We start from the raw sequence: 16,162 nt of genomic DNA, 5'->3' as shown, positions 1-16,162 counted from the left end.
CGGCCATCGTGTTTGACGGGGCGATTTGAGATCAAGATCAAGAGCGCAGATCAAAAGACCGCTGACTTCGTCATCGAAAAGGATGTAAGGGCCGGAGCAACAGCAACAGCAACAGCAACAGCAACAGCAACAGCAGAGCCATACTCGGTCTAATGTGGGAGCTGGCTTGCCTGCGATACAGGCACCTCGGTCTATCAGGCATACCGAGTTGATCCAATCGCAGGCAAGCCAGCTCCCACAGAAAAGCAGACGAGCCACGACCCCTCAAGGCTCACACACCAACGCCTGACGCTCATAGTTCAGCGCCTTGTTCTGCGGCGCCAACGCATAGCTTGCACTGCAACGCTGCTCGCCCCACTTGATGATCAGCGTGCCCTGATCCTGTTCCACCAGCGCCAGCGCATTCCCGTTCGGGTCCGCGATCGCCAGTTGCTTACCCGCCGAGTCCTCCAGCGAAGCCCCGAACGACAACGGCTTGTGCTGCGCATCAAACAACTCGAACAACACCCGTCGCCCGGTGGTGCCGCTGTACCGCGCCACCACGATAGCGCCACGGCGTGGCACCAGTTGCTGGGTGGCGTTGGTGATTTCCACATCGCCGCCCAGGTCGCGGGTGTCCAGGCTGATCCAGTTCACGCGGTAAGGTTGCGCCGTGGGGATCACCGCATAGCCGTTGTAGCCGGTCTCGACGCCGCTGTAGCTGCCGATTTTTGCCCCCGAGATACCCGGCACTTCGGCCAGCGCGAAGGTTTCGCTGACGGTCTGCCCCAGGTTGATGCCACCTGCGTGGGCAACCACCGAACCTGCGAGGTTAAGGTTCTGCGAAGTGTAGCCCTGGCCCTGGCTGTAGCCCAGGCTCACATCCGCCATGGAGGTGCGGCTGTTGATATTCACCGAGCCGGAGTCGCCACTCGTATCGCTATGGCCCGCCTGCACCGAATAGAAGGTGTCGCTGGTATCGGCGACGTAACCGTTGATACCGGCTTGCGTGGTGGTGTCGCCACGCTGATGGCTGGTGGTGACAAAGGCTCGCGGCGCACGGGCCTGGCTGCCGAGTGGGAAGGAGACGGACAGGTTCACCTGGGTGTCGCTGCTGGGCTCGCCATAGGTGACGATTTGCTGGGTGCGCGTCACGCCAAGGTTGTAGCTCAGGTCGCCCCAGTTGCCGGTGTAACCGGCAGACAAACTGCGCGAACCGCCACGGTTCCAGTAGCGCTGGTCACTGGCATTGACGTACAGGCTGCCGAACTGGCTGTTACGCCCCAGGCTCTGGTTGATGGTCAGGTCGGTACGGGTTTTCGAGTGGCCGGTGCGCACGCGCACGTCTTCACTGTTGTCTTCCACGTGGTCGGTGAGGGTGCGGTAGCCCTCGGTGGAATAGCGGTAGGCGGCCAGCGTGAAGTTGGTGTCAGTGCCGGCAAAGGTCTTCGCGTACAACGCTCGCACGCTGCTGCCCTGGTGGGTTTGCCCGCGGGCCTTGCTGGACGAGTGCGTGGTGTCCAGGGAGAAGGCGCCGAACGCGGTGTTTCTGCCGGCGCCGATCGACAGCGCACTGTAGTCCTCGCTGGCTTGCAGGCCGACGATGCCGCTGAGGTTGCTGGTCAAGCCATACGCCAGCGTGCCGCTGAGAAAACGCGGGCTTCCCAGGCCGTCGGCATTGCTTTTGAACGTGCCCGCCGAGAGGCTGTACTTGACCTGACCTTCACGCACCATGATCGGCAAACTGGAGAATGCCTGCATCGTCACTCGCCGGCTGCCGTCAGCTTCGATCACGGTGATTTGCAAGTCGCCGTTGGAGCCGCTGGGGTAGATGTCGTTGATCTCGAACGGGCCGGGCGCGACGTTGGCGGTGTAAAGGATGTAGTCGTTCTGGCGGATCTCTACGGTCGCGTTGGTCTGCGCCACGCCACGAATCACCGGCGCGTAGCCGCGCTCGCTGTCGGCGCGCATGCCGTCGTCGGAGGCCAGTTTGAGGCCGCGATAACGCACGCTGTCGAACAGATCGGTATCGGAGAAAATCTCGCCGGCGCTGAATTGGCCTTTGATCGCCGTCATGTCGTGCTGCACGTAGGTGCGGTTACTGGTGAAGGTGTTCGAACGGTCGGTGCCGCTGCTCATGTTCGATTCGTTGCGCAGGCGCCAGGCGCCCAGGTTGATGCCGTTGCGCAGCCCGAGGTTATTGGCGATACGGGTTTTATAGTCGCCGGCGGTGCGGCTACTGTTGAGCTGGTAGTTGATGAACGCGGCCGGCACGCCGTCGTCCCACAACTGCGGGTCGACATACCCGCGCAGGCCGCGCTGCATGGCCACTTGCGGAATGCTCGCCAACAGGCGCAGGCGGCTGCTGTCGTAACGCACGCTGGCGTCTTCGATCATGTCCGCGAGGGCATAACACTCTTGCGGCTGTTGCGGGTCGAGTTTGCCTTCGGCCTGCAAACGGCCCATGTCGACGCCCAGTTGCTTGAGCAGGTCGAGGGTCAGGCAGGCTTCGACCCGGCCGTTTTTCGGGTTGCGCTTGAAGTCGATATCACGTCGGCCCACCAGCACTTCGTTGCTGTACAGGTCGACCCGGTAATTGCCCGGCAGCACGCTGTTGGCCGAGAGCAGTTGCTGCAAATCGACCGGCGACTGCGAGCCCTGCAGGAACGTGGTGTTGAAGCTTTGCGCTGCGTCATCGGCCACGGCCCAGGCCGGCAGGCTGGCAGCCATCGCGAGCGACAGCGTCTTCAACTTCAGTACGCCACGTGCGGGCCTGTTGCTGGAAAGAAAAGACATGCGAGGACCTATGACATCCCTGATTGACGGACAGCCGGGCACGCAAACACGCACGCGAAGTGAGCTTGTAAGTAGGCGAAAGTGCTTAGGGTTTCAGGCGCGATTCAGTCGCGTGCGCAGGTACCGCAGCGCCGCTCGACAGGGGCGCGCTGTAGTGGTTTTGCGCGCCATAGTCATTGATGCTGGAAAACGACAGTTGCACCGGGCCGTTGGCAATTGCCGCGCTCAGCGGGAACTGTTTTTGCTCGCCAGGCGCGATCATGGTGGAATCGCTGGCAAGCACCGACTGCACTTTTATGTCGGCCATGGACACGTGGTACAGCGTCGGGTTTTTCACCTGCAACAGGGTCTGGCCGGCGTGCTTGGCCAGTGTCCACTCAAGTTGCGCAGGGGCCTGCAGCGCGCTGCCGGTGAGGCCGGCAGGGCGGTAAAAAATCTTGATGCGCTGGCGGATTGCCAACTGCAAGGTGTTCTCGGCGGCGCTGGCCTTGGGGATTTCCTGCACGTTAAGCCACACCACCGACTCGCGGTCCGTGGGCATGCCTTTGCCTTCGTACAGAATGCGCAGCAATTGCTGTTCCTTGGCGAATACCCGCGCCAAGGGCGGTGTGACGGCAAACGGCGCGCGGCTGGCGCTGGCGTCGTTCATGTCGACCCAGGATTGAATCAGCACATCCTGGTTGCCGTTGCGCACGGTGATATTGGCTTCCTTGTGGTCGCCATCAAACACGATGCGGGTGGCATTCAATGAAATGCTGGCGGCGGCCTGGGCAGCCATAAGCAAGCCCAACAGCCCCAGGCATGCGGCGATAGAACGAGGCGGCATGAGGGTTATCCGGTGTAATCAAAAGACAATGGCGAGGCCGCAGGGCCTCGCGCGTTCGGTGCCGGGGGCGCCGAGTTATTCGTATTGCAGGATGAACGGCAGGGTGGCATCACCGCGACCGGCGGTGGACGAACCGGCGGCTGCGGTGGTGACGTAGGCGGCCGCGAAGCTCAGGGTGGCGTCGCCGCCAGCGGTGCCGGCGCCGTGCATGGTGCTTTCGATGCGCGCGGTGCTGGAAGAGCTGAGGTCGATCAGGCTGCCTTTGCTGTCGAGCAGGGCGATACCGACGTTTTGTGCAGTGGCCGAACCCGGGTTCAGGGCCAGGACTTTTTTGCCGGTGACCAGGCCCGAACCGCCGTTGTTGGCGTCAAAGATCATCGCGACTTTGGTGCCCTGGTTGCAGTTGACGTTCAGGTTGAAGTCTTTGGCGGTGACACGGCCTGCGGTTGGGTTTTCGGCGGTGCCCATGTCCTTGATCGACACGTTGCCCATGTCCACCGAAATGGTGCGGTCGGAGTTGGCGCCGTCGACGGAGCAGGCGTCGTTGTTGATCACGCCGGTGAAGGTGATTTTGCCGCTGCCGCCCAGGGTCGGCGTCGGTGCCGGGTCGACGGCAAACGCACTGCCGGAAGCGGCGATAATGGCCGAGGCGATAACAGCCAGGGAAAACTTCTTCATGGTGATGTCCGTTAGTGTTAGTTGGAAAGTGCTGTTGTTGAACTGCGAGAGGAGAATAAGCGGCGAGGGCCAGAGAGCGAATAAGACGATTCTTATAAGCCAGGAAGCAGTCGGTTTAGAGCGGCGGGAAGGCGCGGGAAGACTCGGAAAACAAAGGGCGAAGCCATTGTTTTAAATGGCTTGCTAGTGGTGGGTTAGTTGAAGATATTACGCGCCAGGCAATAAGCGAGCAGGTCCTGGTCGCTGCTCACTTCAAGTTTGCGCATGGCCGATATTTTTTGCGCGCTGATGGTCTTTGAACTGCGGTTCTGACGGCGAGCTATATCACTGACGCTCATGCCGGAAATAAATAAACGCAGGATCTCGAACTCTTTGGGCGACAAACTGGTAAAGCGCTCGTCAATAGCCGTAAGGGTCTCGACCACCGAGGTTTTTGGCGGTTCCAGGCTGCGATAGGCGCTCTGCTGGGCGATCGCCTTGAGCGCCAGTTGAATCTCGGTGTGCAACTGGCTTTTCTGGATGATGCCGACCACACCCAGCTCTTGCAGGCGGGTGAGGATCAGGTGATTGGAAATCATCGTCAGGATCAGGATCTGCACCTGCGGAAAATGCCGCTTCAGGTACTCCACCAATTTGAGGCCATCGCCGTAGGGCGAGTCGCCCGGCATGTTGTAGTCGGTGATCACGATGTCGGCACCCTGGTGCTGCAACAGCGCGATCAGGCCGGCCGAACACACGGCCTCGCCGACCACCTGGAAGCGTGTGTCGCGCTCCACCAACTCGCGAACACCCAGCAATACGATCGGGTGATCGTCCGCGATTACCACGTTGAATTTTTTCATAGAGGGCCGTCCGTAGTGCCAGTTCAAGTGAGTGAAGAGTGCCCGGGCTGGAGAGTCTCCAGAACGGCCGACAGACGCTGCATCACAGCCTTCACCTTGAGTTCAAGCGTTGTGTCGAGGCTGCCGCGGTTAAGTGCGCTTTCCAGTTCGATGCATGCTTGGGCCAGGCTGAGCGCCTGGACTGCGCCCAGGGCGCCGGCGACCGAATGCAGCAATTGGCCCAGGCCGTGGGCATCACGTTGCACCAGCGCGGCATCGATACGCTGCAAGTCCTGCTGCACGCTGCTGATGAACAGCGGGCGCATCTTGTCCGACAGCTGCACGCTGTCGTCGCAGGCCGCAGTGGCAGGCTCCGGCGCCGGCTTGACCTTGCACAGCTTGATCAGCTGGCCACGCAGGGTTTGCAGGCTTAACGGCTTGACGATCCAGGCATTCATGCCCACCGCCAGGCAGCGCACGCCTTCCTCGCGCATGGCATTGGCGGTCACGCCGATAATCGGCAGGTGCGGGTCATGCTCGCGCAGCGTCCTGGCCAGTTCATAGCCATTCATCAACGGCATATTCACGTCGGTCAGCACCAGGTCAAAGGCCTGTGGTTGCCACAGTTGCAGCGCCTGCTCGCCGTTGGCGGCCAGGCTCACCGAACAGCCGAGGGCTTCGAGCTGTTCCTTGATAATCGCCTGGTTGACCGGGTTATCCTCGGCCACCAGGATGCGCAACCCCAGCTGCCCGGCGCTTTGTGGCCGGGCCGCTGCGGGTTGCTCATGCTTGCCGTGCTGCGCCAGGGACACGGTGCTGGCGATGCTGCGCACATCGTGCAGGTCGACCACCCAGCCTTGCGCCGTGTGCAGCGGCGGGCTGTGCGCGCCCGGCAGGCACAGCACGCGCTGGCCGGCCCATGGCTTGGCGGGCTCGCTGGGCAGCAGGTCCACCAGTACCGCGTGGCGGCTGTCGGGTTCCTGAGTGGAAGCTGCCAGCGCGGCCTCGATGCCCAGGCGATTGAGCCAGTCACTCATCGACTGCGCCAGTTCGCGCACCGGCGCCTGCACATACACCGGCGTCGGGCTGGGCTCGATCAACGGCACGTTGGTCAGTGCGCCGCAGCACAGCGGCAGGCGCATTTTCAGGGTAAAGCTGCTGCCCAGCCCCGGCTCGCTGACTACGCGGATTTCGCCGTCCATCATCTGCGCCAGCCAGCGGCAAATCGGCAACCCCAGCCCGGCGCCGCCCTCGCTGGCGGTGTCCGGCGCCTGGTAGAACAGGTCGAACAGCTTGGCCTGCTGCGCTTCGGGTATGCCGACGCCGGAGTCGGTGACTTGCCATTCCAGGTCGACATGCTCGGCATCCAGCGCCATGACCCGAGCACGGATTACCACGCGCCCGATGTCGGTGAACTTGATCGCGTTGCTCACCAGGTTATTGAGGATCTGGCGAATGCGCATCGGGTCGCCCATCAGGCAGTTCGGTAAGCGCGGATCGATGCAGCTGTAGAGCTGCAAACCCTTGCGCTGGGCGAAAGCGGCGTAGGTGTGCAGGGTGTCTTCGAGCATGTCCAGCGGGCAGAAGTCCACGGCTTCTATCGCCATTTGCCCGGACTCGATCTTCGACACATCCAGCACATCGCTGATCAGCTGGAACAGCGTGGCGGACGAGCGCTGGATGGTGTGCAGGTAGGTTTTCTGAGGCGCGTCCAGGTCGGTCAGGCCAAGCAGCTCCAGGGTGCCGAGCACGCCATACAGCGGCGTGCGGATCTCGTGGCTCATGGTCGCCAGGAACAACGTCTTGGCCTCGTTGGCGGTATCGGCGGCGTGACGTGCCTCTTCCAGCGCCTGGGCGTCTTCGATGTGCCGGGTAATGTCGTTGAAGGCATACAGGCGCACGTTTTCGGCCTGATAGCGTGTCGACACAAAACCGATTTGCAGGTGCCGGCCTTCGATCTCCAAGTGGCTTTCGCCGCTCTCGGCGCTGTCATGTTGACCGGCCATGGCCGCCACCAGGCGTGCGGTGCCCGGCCATTGCTGGGCGCGCTGGTTTTCGATCAGTACCTTGCCGTCGCTGCGGCGCACCACGCACAAGCCGGTGGGCGCGGTGTCGATGATCACGCGGCTGAACGCCACGCTTTCGGCGATGCGCTCGTGGGCCAGGCGCGCCGGGGTGATCACTTGGCGCCGATACCAGCGGCTGCCGGCCCAGCCCAGGGTGACCAGGCTGACCAGCAGCAGCGCGAGGGTGCTCAGCGGCCACAAAGCCGAGTGGAAGAAGTGCGAGTAGTTCAGGCCATAGACCGCGCTCCAGGGCTGGTCGCCGGTCTGGGTAATCTTGAATTCAAAGCCATTGGCCGTGAAGTGTACGCCATCGCTGAGCGACGCCTCGGTGGCTGGCCCGACCAAACGGGTGCCGTCGGGCGCAAACAAGGTGAAGCGATCAAAGGCCGAGTGATCCAGCGCGCGCTGCACATCGTCCACCTGCGACAGGTCGAGCAAGGTGCCGATCACCGACTGGCCCTGGCCGTCGAGTGACAGGCCGATGTAGGCCAGCAAATGTTCGGGCTCCGGCCCCGCTTTCCAGTACACCCAATCCTGCTCCAGCGGCTGCGGCGTCTGCGCGAGGGTTTGCTGCACAGCGTTGACCAGCGCCACCTGGTTGCCGGTCTCTTCAGTGTTTTCGCGACGCTGATAGCCCACGGAGGGAATGGTGATGGTGTAGTTCGTCTGACGATTGAACAGATACGTTTGCGGTGCCTCGTACGGTGACGAGGACCAGAAGGCGCTGTAGTAACTGGTCAGGTGCGCGCCCAGGGCAAAAATCGGTGGCCGCACAGCAACGCCGACCTGCTGCTCATCGAACTTGACGTCAAACGGCACCGAAAACGAGTACTTCTGACCTTCGTATAACGTGCGGCGGTTCTCGACCATGCGGCTCTTGAGGCTGACCTGCACGTTGGTGGCCCGCAGCAATTCGGCCTGGATGCCTGGGTGTGTCAGGCTCTTGAGATAGGTCTGCTGCTCGCTGAGGTTTTCCATCAGCCGCGCAAAATGAAAGCGCGTGGCGCCATAACGGGTTTCGATCCCGCGTTGCAGTGACCAGTAGTTGGTGAGGAGCAGCAGCAACGCGATTCCAATCAGCACCATCAGGCCTTTGTTCAGGCGTACGGAACTGCGGGTAAAGGCTTCGAGTATCGCGTTGTTGTGCTTCATCAGGGGTTTCCGCAGGCGCAGGACAAATCGGCACTGGATGCAGCTTGCGCTTCATAAAAGAGCAAATAATCCGGGGCCTCCAGCTAGTGAGATGTCGCGGGGCCATCATTGTTCAGTAGCTGCTGAAATTGGTCCGAAGAGACCGCGTGGGAAATCAGGAAGCCTTGCACCTGATTGCAGTCTATTTTGCGCAGCAACGCCAATTGTTGAGGCGTTTCCACGCCTTCGGCGACCACCGTGAGGCCGAGCTTGCGGCCCAGCGCGATGATGCTCGCCAACGCCTGGGCGATGCCTTCGTTGTCGTGGCTGCCCTGCACCAGCGCCTGGTCGATCTTCAGTTCGGTAAACGGTGTGGAGACCAGATTGAGGTACGAGCTGTAGCCCTTGCCAAAATCATCCTGGGACAAGCCGAAGCCTTTGATGCGCAAGCGACAGGCGCCGGCGTAGAAGTTGCTGATGTCTTGGGGCACCGAGCATTCCATCAACTCGAAGCAGATCATCCCCGGGATGCCGTCGTGGTGCAGCACGAACTCCAGCAAGCGGTCCGCCAGGTCATGGCTGTTGAGCAGGTGGGTGGGCAAGTTGATCGCCACCGGGATTTCATAGCCGCGCTGGCGCCACTGCTCCTGGGCGTGAATCGCCTGTTTGAGCACCAGCCACAACAGCCGTTCTTCCAGCTCGAAGGCCTTGATCGCCGGCAGGAACGCGGCCGGCAGCATCACGCCTTGCTCGGGGTGCAACCAGCGCACCAGGGCTTCGGCGGCGACGATACGCCCGTTGGCGAGGGATTTTTTTGGCTGGAACCAGGCTTGCAACTGGCCACTGCTCATGGCCTGCACCAGCGTCTGGCGGTCGATGTCCATGTGTTCGGGCAGTTCGGGGGAGGGCTTGCGCACTGTGTTCCTGAGCTGATCGACCAGGTTGCGTAACGCGTCGGCGTTAACCGGCTTGGAGATCAGCCCGATCACTTGCACATCGAGGTTTTTCGCCACCAGGCTGGCGGCCATCAGCATGCGCCGCGAGGCGGCGCTCATGATCGCCAGGGCCGGCTTGCAGCGCAGGTTGGCCAGGCACTGGATAAATTGCACGCCGTCCATGCCGGGCATCAGCAGGTCGGTCAGTACCAGGTCGAAATCGCGCTGGCGCAAACGCTCCAGCGCTTGCTTGCCGTCCTCGGCGGTTTCCAGCCTGAAATCCCCCAACTCACTGAGCAAGTGCTGCAGGTAGATGTGCTGCAGGGGATGGTCCTCAACAATCAAAATACTAAGGGGCTTCATGGGTGATCCGTGCATAAGGCGCCAGGGAGTTGAATAGAGCCCGCAACGCAAAGGGTTTGACCAGGCAATGGTTCATGCCGGCGGCCAGGCACAGGTCGGCCTCGCCGCGCATGGCGTTGGCGGTGGCCCCGATAATCGGCAACGGGCAGCCTTGGCGGCGCAGTTCGCGCGCCAGTTCATAGCCGTTGATGTGGGGCATGTTCACGTCCGTCAACACCACGTCGAAGTTACCGGCGGTGTACAGCTGCAACGCTTCCTGACCATCGGCCGCCAGCTCCACGGTGCAGCCGAGTTCTTCGAGTTGGTCACGCAAAATCAGCTGGTTGATGATGTTGTCTTCGGCCACCAGCAGGTGCAGGTTGAGTTTGTTCAGGTCACGCTGGCGCGTTTGCTCATCGGCGCGGGCCACCCACAGCCCTTGCGCCTGGCTCACGGCCTGATGAATTGCACCCAGGTGGTTGAGGTTGACATGCCAGGCACCGCCTTCGGCTTCCACGGTGGTACAGGCATTGCTGCTCACGTGAATCACCGGCCCCGGCCATTCGGGCGCCAGCAGCGGGTCGACACTGCCGGGGTGCACTTGCAGCAGCAGATGGGTGTCCGGCAATGTCGGCAGGCCGGCCTGGGCCCTGGCGCCCCAGCGGCGCAGCCAGCCGCTGACCGAGTTGGCCAGTTCCGGGATCGGCGACGCCACGTAGATGGTCTCGGGCAACAGCGCGGTCATCGGCGTGGTCGGCGCTTCTTCCAGCGGCAGGATCAGGCTGAAACTGCTGCCCAGGCCCAGTTCGCTGACCATGCGGATGTTGCCGTTCATCAATTCGGTCAGGCGCTGACAGATCGGCAGGCCCAGGCCGGTGCCGGCGACCACATTGGTGTTGCCTTCACTCTGGTAGAACGGCTCGAAAATCATCGCCTGGTCTTCCTGGGCGATGCCTTTGCCAGTGTCCGAGACCTGCCACAACAGGCTGGAGCGTTCACCGTCACGGCCCAGCACCTTGACCCGCAAAACCACGCGGCCGTAGTCGGTGAACTTCACCGCATTATTGAGCAGGTTATTCAGAATCTGGCGAATGCGCGTCACGTCGCCGATCAGCCGTTCGGGCAGCTTCGGGTCGAAGCAGGCATACAGCTGCAAGCCTTTGCCTTGGGCGGCTGCGGCATAGCCCTGAATGATTTCATGAACCAGCTCCAGCGGTGAAAACTCACTCATTTCCAACGCCAGCTGCCCGGCTTCGATCTTCGACACATCGAGCACGTCGCAGATCAGCTGCAACAAGGTCGACGACGAGCCTTCGATGGCGTGCAGGTAGTCCCTTTGCTGCGCATCCAGCTGTGTGCGCGCCAGCAGTTCGAGGGTGCCGAGCACGCCATACAACGGCGTGCGGATTTCATGGCTCATGGTCGCCAGAAACAGGGTCTTGGCGGCGTTGGCGGCGTCCGCCGACTGGCGTGCTTCTTCCAGCGCCGCTTCGACCTGCTTGCGCGCACTGATATCGCTGAACGCGCAAAACAGCACGTCTTCGCCTTTATAGCGGGTGGGCGCACTGCTCAGGTACAGGTGGCGGCCATCGATGGTTTCAAAATAATCACTGCGTTCACACGGGCCTTGGGCGAACGCTTGCTCGATCCAGCCGGCCCGCAATGCCTCGCGCTCGGGGCCGTTGCCGAGCCATTGCTGGGCCAGGGTGTTTTCCAGCACCACCTGGCCGTCGGTGCGGCGCAGCACGCAAAGGGCCACGGGCGCGATCTGGATCACGTCGCGGCCAAAGGCTTCGCTTTCGATCAACGCCTGGATGCGATGAATCGACGGAATAATGAAACGCTGGTCGACGCGGCGCATCACCAGCCAGATCAACGTGAGGCTGAACAGGCAGAACAACAACGAGCCGAGCAGCTGTTTCCACAGGCCGGTGACCACCGCACGCAGGTCGATGGAATACATCAACTGCCATTCCGAGGACTTCAAGTGTTTGCGGATCACCAGGTGGTCGGGCAGCAAGCCGTTGCCGACAAAGCCGAAAAAGCTTTCTTCGCCGGGCCGCAAATGTTGCTGTTTGAGTTGCGTGTCGGTGCTGTTGGTGAACACCAGCATGCCTTGGGAGTTGAGCATCATGAACTCACCGGCACTCTGGTCGCTGAGGGTGATGGACACTTCACGGCTCTCCATCTCCAAGCCCAGCCAGCCGGAGTCGGGGTCGTGTTGGTCGAGGCGGCTGAAGAGGTACAGGTGCGAATGGCTTTCGGTGTTGTCGCTCAGCCACAACTCGTTGAGCGTGGCCGTGTCGTTGTGCTGCAAGGCCTTGAGGCGGTTGAGCATGCACTTGGAAATCGGCAGTACCTGTGGGGTGGCGTCATACAGCCGCGTCACTTGTGGGCTGGGGCCGGCGTTCACATACAGCAGGTTGAGCTGCTTGGCTTTGAGGTAGTCGCGCATGCGTGCGGTCAGCCAGATGCTCCACTGGTTGCCGGGTGTGCTGCCCAGCTCCAGGTGTTGTTCTTCCGCGGAGGAGGGGTAGGCCCTGGACTGCTTGCGCACCGCCGACAGGCTCAGGCTTTGCAGCAGGGCCTCGCGGTTAGTGAAAAAAGTGTGGGCTTCGGCGATCGCGCTGCTCATGTAGCCGCGGCGCTGGGAGATGTCGTTGTTGAAGGTCGACAGCAGAAAGGTATAGACCCCGCTCAAGATGCCCACCAGCAGCACGCTCGCAAAAATACGAAGCAGCCTTCTGGCTGCTTCGGGTCGGGAGAGGACGGGGTTGATCTGGAGCAGGTAACTTTTCAATCGCATCGGCGCAGAGTAGTGGCATATCGATGCCAACGGCATAAGACGATCCTTAAAGTCGTCGGCTACTTGTAAAACATGTCCACCACCACTGCGGCTTCGAAGGCCCCCGGAATCGGCAGGGTGCGCCAGCTCAGGTCGGCGCGAAAATCATTGCGTGCCTGGCCGGAGCCCATCAGTGTCTGCAACGTAAACCAGTCATTGAAGGGCAGGCGCTGATCGCTGTCGGCGCGAGACAATGAGATGCCCACCGAGCTGTTGTTGGCCGGCACCAGCAAGCCGTTGATGACACTGCCGCCCCCCGGGGTAGTGGCGAAGCGTGCATTGACGGTGTAGGGCGTATCACAGACTTTGCGCAGGCTGAGGTTGAAGTTCGCGGTGCTGGCCACGGCGCCGACCTGCGCCTTGCGTGATGGCGTGGGGAAGTTGACGACACTGGGGGTAATGGTCAGTTCGGGGGCGCAGGGCACGAAGCGGATGTCGTTCATGCCGGTGACGATGTAGTTGAGGTTGCTGTTGGGGTTGGTGTTGAGCCCGCGTACGCCGTCGAGCTGGAACACGCGATATTGAGCCAGGGTGCTGGCTTGACCGCTGGGCGGTGTCTTGCCGTATTTTTCGATGAATACGCTGAAGTTCAGGGTAAAGCGTGCCTTGTCCCAGCCTGTGCAATTGGACCAGGTGCAACCGCGGTCCGAGTAAAAACCGGTGCCGACCTTGCCGGTGCTTTGGGTGATGGGCGCGTTGTTGTAGCGGATGCCTACGCGGATGCCTTGGCCGATGCTGACGTTGGCCGGGTTGACGTAGAAATACACTTCTTCGCGGCCGTGGTTGCGGTCGTCCTTGCACAACACATTCGTGGAGCGTGGGCCCGACTCCCAGATGATCGTGCCGTCCGGTGCATCAGCCGCAACCGCCAATGAGGTGCCAAGCGGGTTGATATCGACATAGGCGCCGCTGCCATCTTCGACGCACGACAGCGCATAGCTTGTGGCAGGGAGGGCCGCGCAGCCGCACAGCAGCAGGGGCAGTAAACGTTTGGTGAGAGACATAAATGCAAGTTTCCCGCGATTGATCACTTGAGCACCGCGCTATGGCGGGCCTGTAAACCGATATCGTTGATGTCGGTGAAGTGAAGGGTGGACCCGGTAGGCAAAGCGGTCGCTGTACTCAGGCGCTTGCTCTCATGGGGTTTGAGCAGCAGGTAGTCGCTGAGCGGCTGGGTGTCCGTTTGCACATTGATCAACGACAGGTGGAATGCGCTTGGGTTGTGGGCAATGACGCTGTGATCATCGCGGCTCCACACCAGCTGCTGCAGCGCCTCGGCCGACCCCCCCTTGAGCGCGGGTGGCCGATAGAACAGCTTGAGCCGTTGGCGTATCGCAAACTGCACGCTGTTGGGGTCGGCGGATTTGAGCGGAATCTCCATGATATTGAGCCAGAACAGCGATTCGCGATCGGCGGGCAAGCCTTCACCGGCATACAGGATGCGCAGCATGTGATGCTCGCCGGCGCCCAGTTGCACCAACGGTTCGGTGGCAACAAACGGCACAGGGCTGCCAGGCGATTCGTCTTCAGCGGTGATCCAGGTTTGCACCACCACTTGCTGTGAGGCCGGGTTGACCACGCTGATGCCGGCGGCCTTGTCCTGGCCGTAATAAATCAGGCGTGTACCTTCGATCTTCAGCGCCGCGCTGGCCGGCGGTGGCGCGAGCACCAGCAGCCCGCCGGCCAGCAGCATCATTCTGAGTAAAAACATGAACACAAAAATTCCATGGCAGCGTGTGGGAACGCAGCCATGGTAGGGGCGAGTGAGTGCGAGGGCTTTGAGGCGATTCTTAAAAGTGCACAGTGCCCGTTTCAGAATCGCCTTAAAGTCATGTTCGAGCCCCGACAGTTACCGTGTTCGACGTTGAATGATCGACGCTGATGCCCAACTGTCAGGTTTACCCTATGTCCAATAAAGCCTTACGCCTTTTGATTGCCGATGCAGACCTGCTGCAGCGGATCAAGCTGGAGAAAATGCTCAACCAGCTGGGCTACCACCGCATCGCCCCCTTGAGTTCGTTCGACGAATTGCAGGCGTTGACGCGCTCCGGTTGCGTGGCGTTCGACCTGTTGATCATCAATACGGCGCTGGTGCGTTCGCGGCAGGTCAACCTGTTGAAGTACTGCCATGACAACCCATTGATTCGCCATACGCTGATCTACGACGGGCAATGCGCGCAGAGCTCGGTGGTGTCGGTGTCGGTGAGCCAGACCTTGCACCTGTCGCTGTCGCAATCGCCGGACTTCAACTCCCTGCGCCGCTGCATGGAGATTGTCGACCCCCAGCACAGCCTGCCGACGGTTGAGCGACCGATGTTGCGCGCCGTCGACAGTCGGGTCGCTGCACCCACGACGGCTGCGCGTAGCGTTTATCTGGGCGACCCGGCAGTGATGGCGTGCGCCGTCGGGTTATCGCCCAAGCGCTGAGCCGGCCTCAGTTGCGCCAGACCGGCAGGTTGTCGTGGGCCAGTGCCCAATGCGGTTGGCCAGGCTTGAGGCACACGCCGCCGACCCAGCGCTCATGCCCGGCGTGGTCCAACCAATAAGCCTCGCCGCCCAGCACTCGATGCCCCAATGGCGTCAGCGCCAATTCGCGGCGCGGCCAGTCGCGCTCGTTTGCGGTTTCGACCAGCAATGGTCCAGGGCCGTCGATCAATGGCCGCAGCAGTGCATGGAACATCATGTCGCCCAGGAACGGCAGCGGCTCACGCTTGGCCATCAATTCAGCGAACACCCGGCCGAACGGCACCGGCCCGGCCTCGGCGATGTAGCGCAGCGACAAGCGTTCAGTCAGTGACAGGCCATCTTCAATGCCCGGCAATTCCTGTAGCTGACGCAATAGCGCCGGGGCGAGAAGGGGCAGGGCCGGGTGGTTGCCGTGGGCCAGTTGCGCAAGTTTGACCGGCGAGCTGTCGCAGTAAGCCGACCAGGCCTGTCGGGCCAGTTGCACCGCTGCGTCGTCGATCAAGCGACGCTGCGGCCACAACCATGCCAATACATCGGGCGCCAGTTGGCCGATGCCGATGAAACGTTCGACACCTGGAATACGGTCGACCTCAATCAGTTCGAGCTTTTTCGGCGCGCGCTCAAGACCGGCCAGCGCGCGGACCAGAAACAGCTGATCATAGGCGTCCGCTTCGCACCACAACACGCTGTGATCGGCGCTGGCCAGGGCGTGCAGGTGGTCGTACTCGGTGTTGACGCGGTGCGCGACTTCAGCAGCGTCCAGCGCAAAGGCCTGGCTGATAAAGGCACTGCGCATCGCACGGAAATCTTCACTGGGCAGGTCGCGCACCGGGCCCATGCATAACGGATCGGTGAGCATGCGGAACTGCCCCTTGAACCCGGCCAGTTGCAGGCTGTGGGCAATGTCGCTGCCGCAGCGCCAGTGGGTGGTGCGGGCTTCATCGCTGGCAGCAAAGTCAGGGTGGCGGGCGGCGAAGTCGATGGCGTCGACATGCGTCTTGAGCTTGGGCCAACTGCTGAAGCCCAGCTGTTTAGCGACCTGCCATTGGGCCTGGGACAAGGTGGCGAGCGGGTCGAGGGTTTTCAGCTGCGACAACAGTTCCTTGGCGCGCTTGCGCTGCTGCTCAAGGTTGAGGCGGCCGTCGGTAGTCGAGGATGAGAGGCGTGGCGACATACGATCTCCTTGCACAAACCTTTTCCGCTTTCAGGTTGGGAGTCGTAGAAATGTGATATTCAGTCAGGATCCTGGGCGCAGCCCTTTCCGCGGAAGGTGGCGT

General features: G+C 61.6%; 11 protein-coding genes. 1 reads left to right on the top strand and 10 read right to left on the bottom strand.

Going from position 1 to position 16,162, the window contains the following annotated elements:
- Positions 1-264: 264 nt before the first annotated feature.
- The 9 genes from PSH96_RS18560 to PSH96_RS18520 form a co-directional block, all read right to left on the bottom strand.
- Positions 265-2,775 carry a fimbria/pilus outer membrane usher protein gene (locus PSH96_RS18560; RefSeq protein ID WP_305454254.1) on the bottom strand — a complete coding sequence of 837 codons (2,511 nt, stop codon included), beginning with the start codon at positions 2,773-2,775 and terminating at the stop codon, positions 265-267.
- Between the two features lie 85 nt (positions 2,776-2,860).
- Positions 2,861-3,601, bottom strand: a complete 741-nt coding sequence (locus PSH96_RS18555; RefSeq protein ID WP_305454252.1) for a molecular chaperone — start codon at positions 3,599-3,601, stop codon at positions 2,861-2,863.
- A gap of 75 nt (positions 3,602-3,676) precedes the next feature.
- Positions 3,677-4,279, bottom strand: coding sequence for a fimbrial protein (locus PSH96_RS18550; protein ID WP_138814730.1), 603 nt, complete (start codon positions 4,277-4,279; stop codon positions 3,677-3,679).
- A 194-nt stretch (positions 4,280-4,473) separates the two neighbouring features.
- Positions 4,474-5,121, bottom strand: a complete 648-nt coding sequence (locus tag PSH96_RS18545) for a response regulator (RefSeq protein ID WP_056861299.1) — start codon at positions 5,119-5,121, stop codon at positions 4,474-4,476.
- A 23-nt stretch (positions 5,122-5,144) separates the two neighbouring features.
- A complete protein-coding gene (locus PSH96_RS18540; protein WP_305454249.1) occupies positions 5,145-8,318 on the bottom strand; it encodes a hybrid sensor histidine kinase/response regulator in 3,174 nt (1,057 codons plus the stop codon).
- 83 nt (positions 8,319-8,401) lie between these two features.
- The gene (locus PSH96_RS18535; protein ID WP_305454248.1) at positions 8,402-9,595 is read right to left on the bottom strand and encodes an EAL domain-containing protein; all 1,194 of its coding nucleotides are present in this window, start codon (positions 9,593-9,595) and stop codon (positions 8,402-8,404) included.
- A complete protein-coding gene (locus PSH96_RS18530) occupies positions 9,582-12,380 on the bottom strand; it encodes an ATP-binding protein (RefSeq protein ID WP_305460105.1) in 2,799 nt (932 codons plus the stop codon). The genes PSH96_RS18535 and PSH96_RS18530 overlap by 14 nt, the downstream gene beginning before the upstream one ends.
- 59 nt (positions 12,381-12,439) lie before the next feature.
- Positions 12,440-13,423, bottom strand: a complete 984-nt coding sequence (locus PSH96_RS18525; protein ID WP_305454247.1) for a fimbrial protein — start codon at positions 13,421-13,423, stop codon at positions 12,440-12,442.
- A gap of 23 nt (positions 13,424-13,446) precedes the next feature.
- Complete coding sequence (locus PSH96_RS18520) at positions 13,447-14,130, bottom strand: molecular chaperone (RefSeq protein ID WP_305454246.1); 684 nt, start codon at positions 14,128-14,130, stop codon at positions 13,447-13,449.
- A 194-nt stretch (positions 14,131-14,324) separates the two neighbouring features.
- Between PSH96_RS18520 and PSH96_RS18515 the strand changes: the two genes are divergently transcribed.
- Entirely contained in the window at positions 14,325-14,846 is a 522-nt protein-coding gene (locus tag PSH96_RS18515) for a hypothetical protein (protein WP_065911901.1), read from the top strand.
- 7 nt (positions 14,847-14,853) lie between these two features.
- Here the strand turns inward: PSH96_RS18515 and PSH96_RS18510 are convergent, their stop codons facing one another.
- A complete protein-coding gene (locus PSH96_RS18510) occupies positions 14,854-16,059 on the bottom strand; it encodes a DUF1835 domain-containing protein (RefSeq protein ID WP_305454245.1) in 1,206 nt (401 codons plus the stop codon).
- Positions 16,060-16,162 lie beyond the last annotated feature (103 nt).

The organism is Pseudomonas sp. FP2338, assembly GCF_030687515.1.
GTDB classification, from domain to species: domain Bacteria; phylum Pseudomonadota; class Gammaproteobacteria; order Pseudomonadales; family Pseudomonadaceae; genus Aquipseudomonas; species Aquipseudomonas salomonii.
Note: the sequence above shows the minus strand (reverse complement) of the source record. Positions and strands in the feature narration are given on the sequence as shown.

Bases quoted from the DNA above. Each gene is read 5' to 3' on its own strand.
- PSH96_RS18525 (WP_305454247.1), bottom strand. From the start codon at position 13,423: ATGTCTCTCACCAAACGTTTACTGCCCCTGCTGCTGTGCGGCTGCGCG.
- PSH96_RS18530 (WP_305460105.1), bottom strand. From the start codon at position 12,380: ATGCGATTGAAAAGTTACCTGCTCCAGATCAACCCCGTCCTCTCCCGA.
- PSH96_RS18520 (WP_305454246.1), bottom strand. From the start codon at position 14,130: ATGTTTTTACTCAGAATGATGCTGCTGGCCGGCGGGCTGCTGGTGCTC.
- PSH96_RS18550 (WP_138814730.1), bottom strand. From the start codon at position 4,279: ATGAAGAAGTTTTCCCTGGCTGTTATCGCCTCGGCCATTATCGCCGCT.
- PSH96_RS18540 (WP_305454249.1), bottom strand. From the start codon at position 8,318: ATGAAGCACAACAACGCGATACTCGAAGCCTTTACCCGCAGTTCCGTA.
- PSH96_RS18535 (WP_305454248.1), bottom strand. From the start codon at position 9,595: ATGAAGCCCCTTAGTATTTTGATTGTTGAGGACCATCCCCTGCAGCAC.
- PSH96_RS18515 (WP_065911901.1), top strand. From the start codon at position 14,325: ATGTCCAATAAAGCCTTACGCCTTTTGATTGCCGATGCAGACCTGCTG.
- PSH96_RS18560 (WP_305454254.1), bottom strand. From the start codon at position 2,775: ATGTCTTTTCTTTCCAGCAACAGGCCCGCACGTGGCGTACTGAAGTTG.
- PSH96_RS18555 (WP_305454252.1), bottom strand. From the start codon at position 3,601: ATGCCGCCTCGTTCTATCGCCGCATGCCTGGGGCTGTTGGGCTTGCTT.
- PSH96_RS18545 (WP_056861299.1), bottom strand. From the start codon at position 5,121: ATGAAAAAATTCAACGTGGTAATCGCGGACGATCACCCGATCGTATTG.
- PSH96_RS18510 (WP_305454245.1), bottom strand. From the start codon at position 16,059: ATGTCGCCACGCCTCTCATCCTCGACTACCGACGGCCGCCTCAACCTT.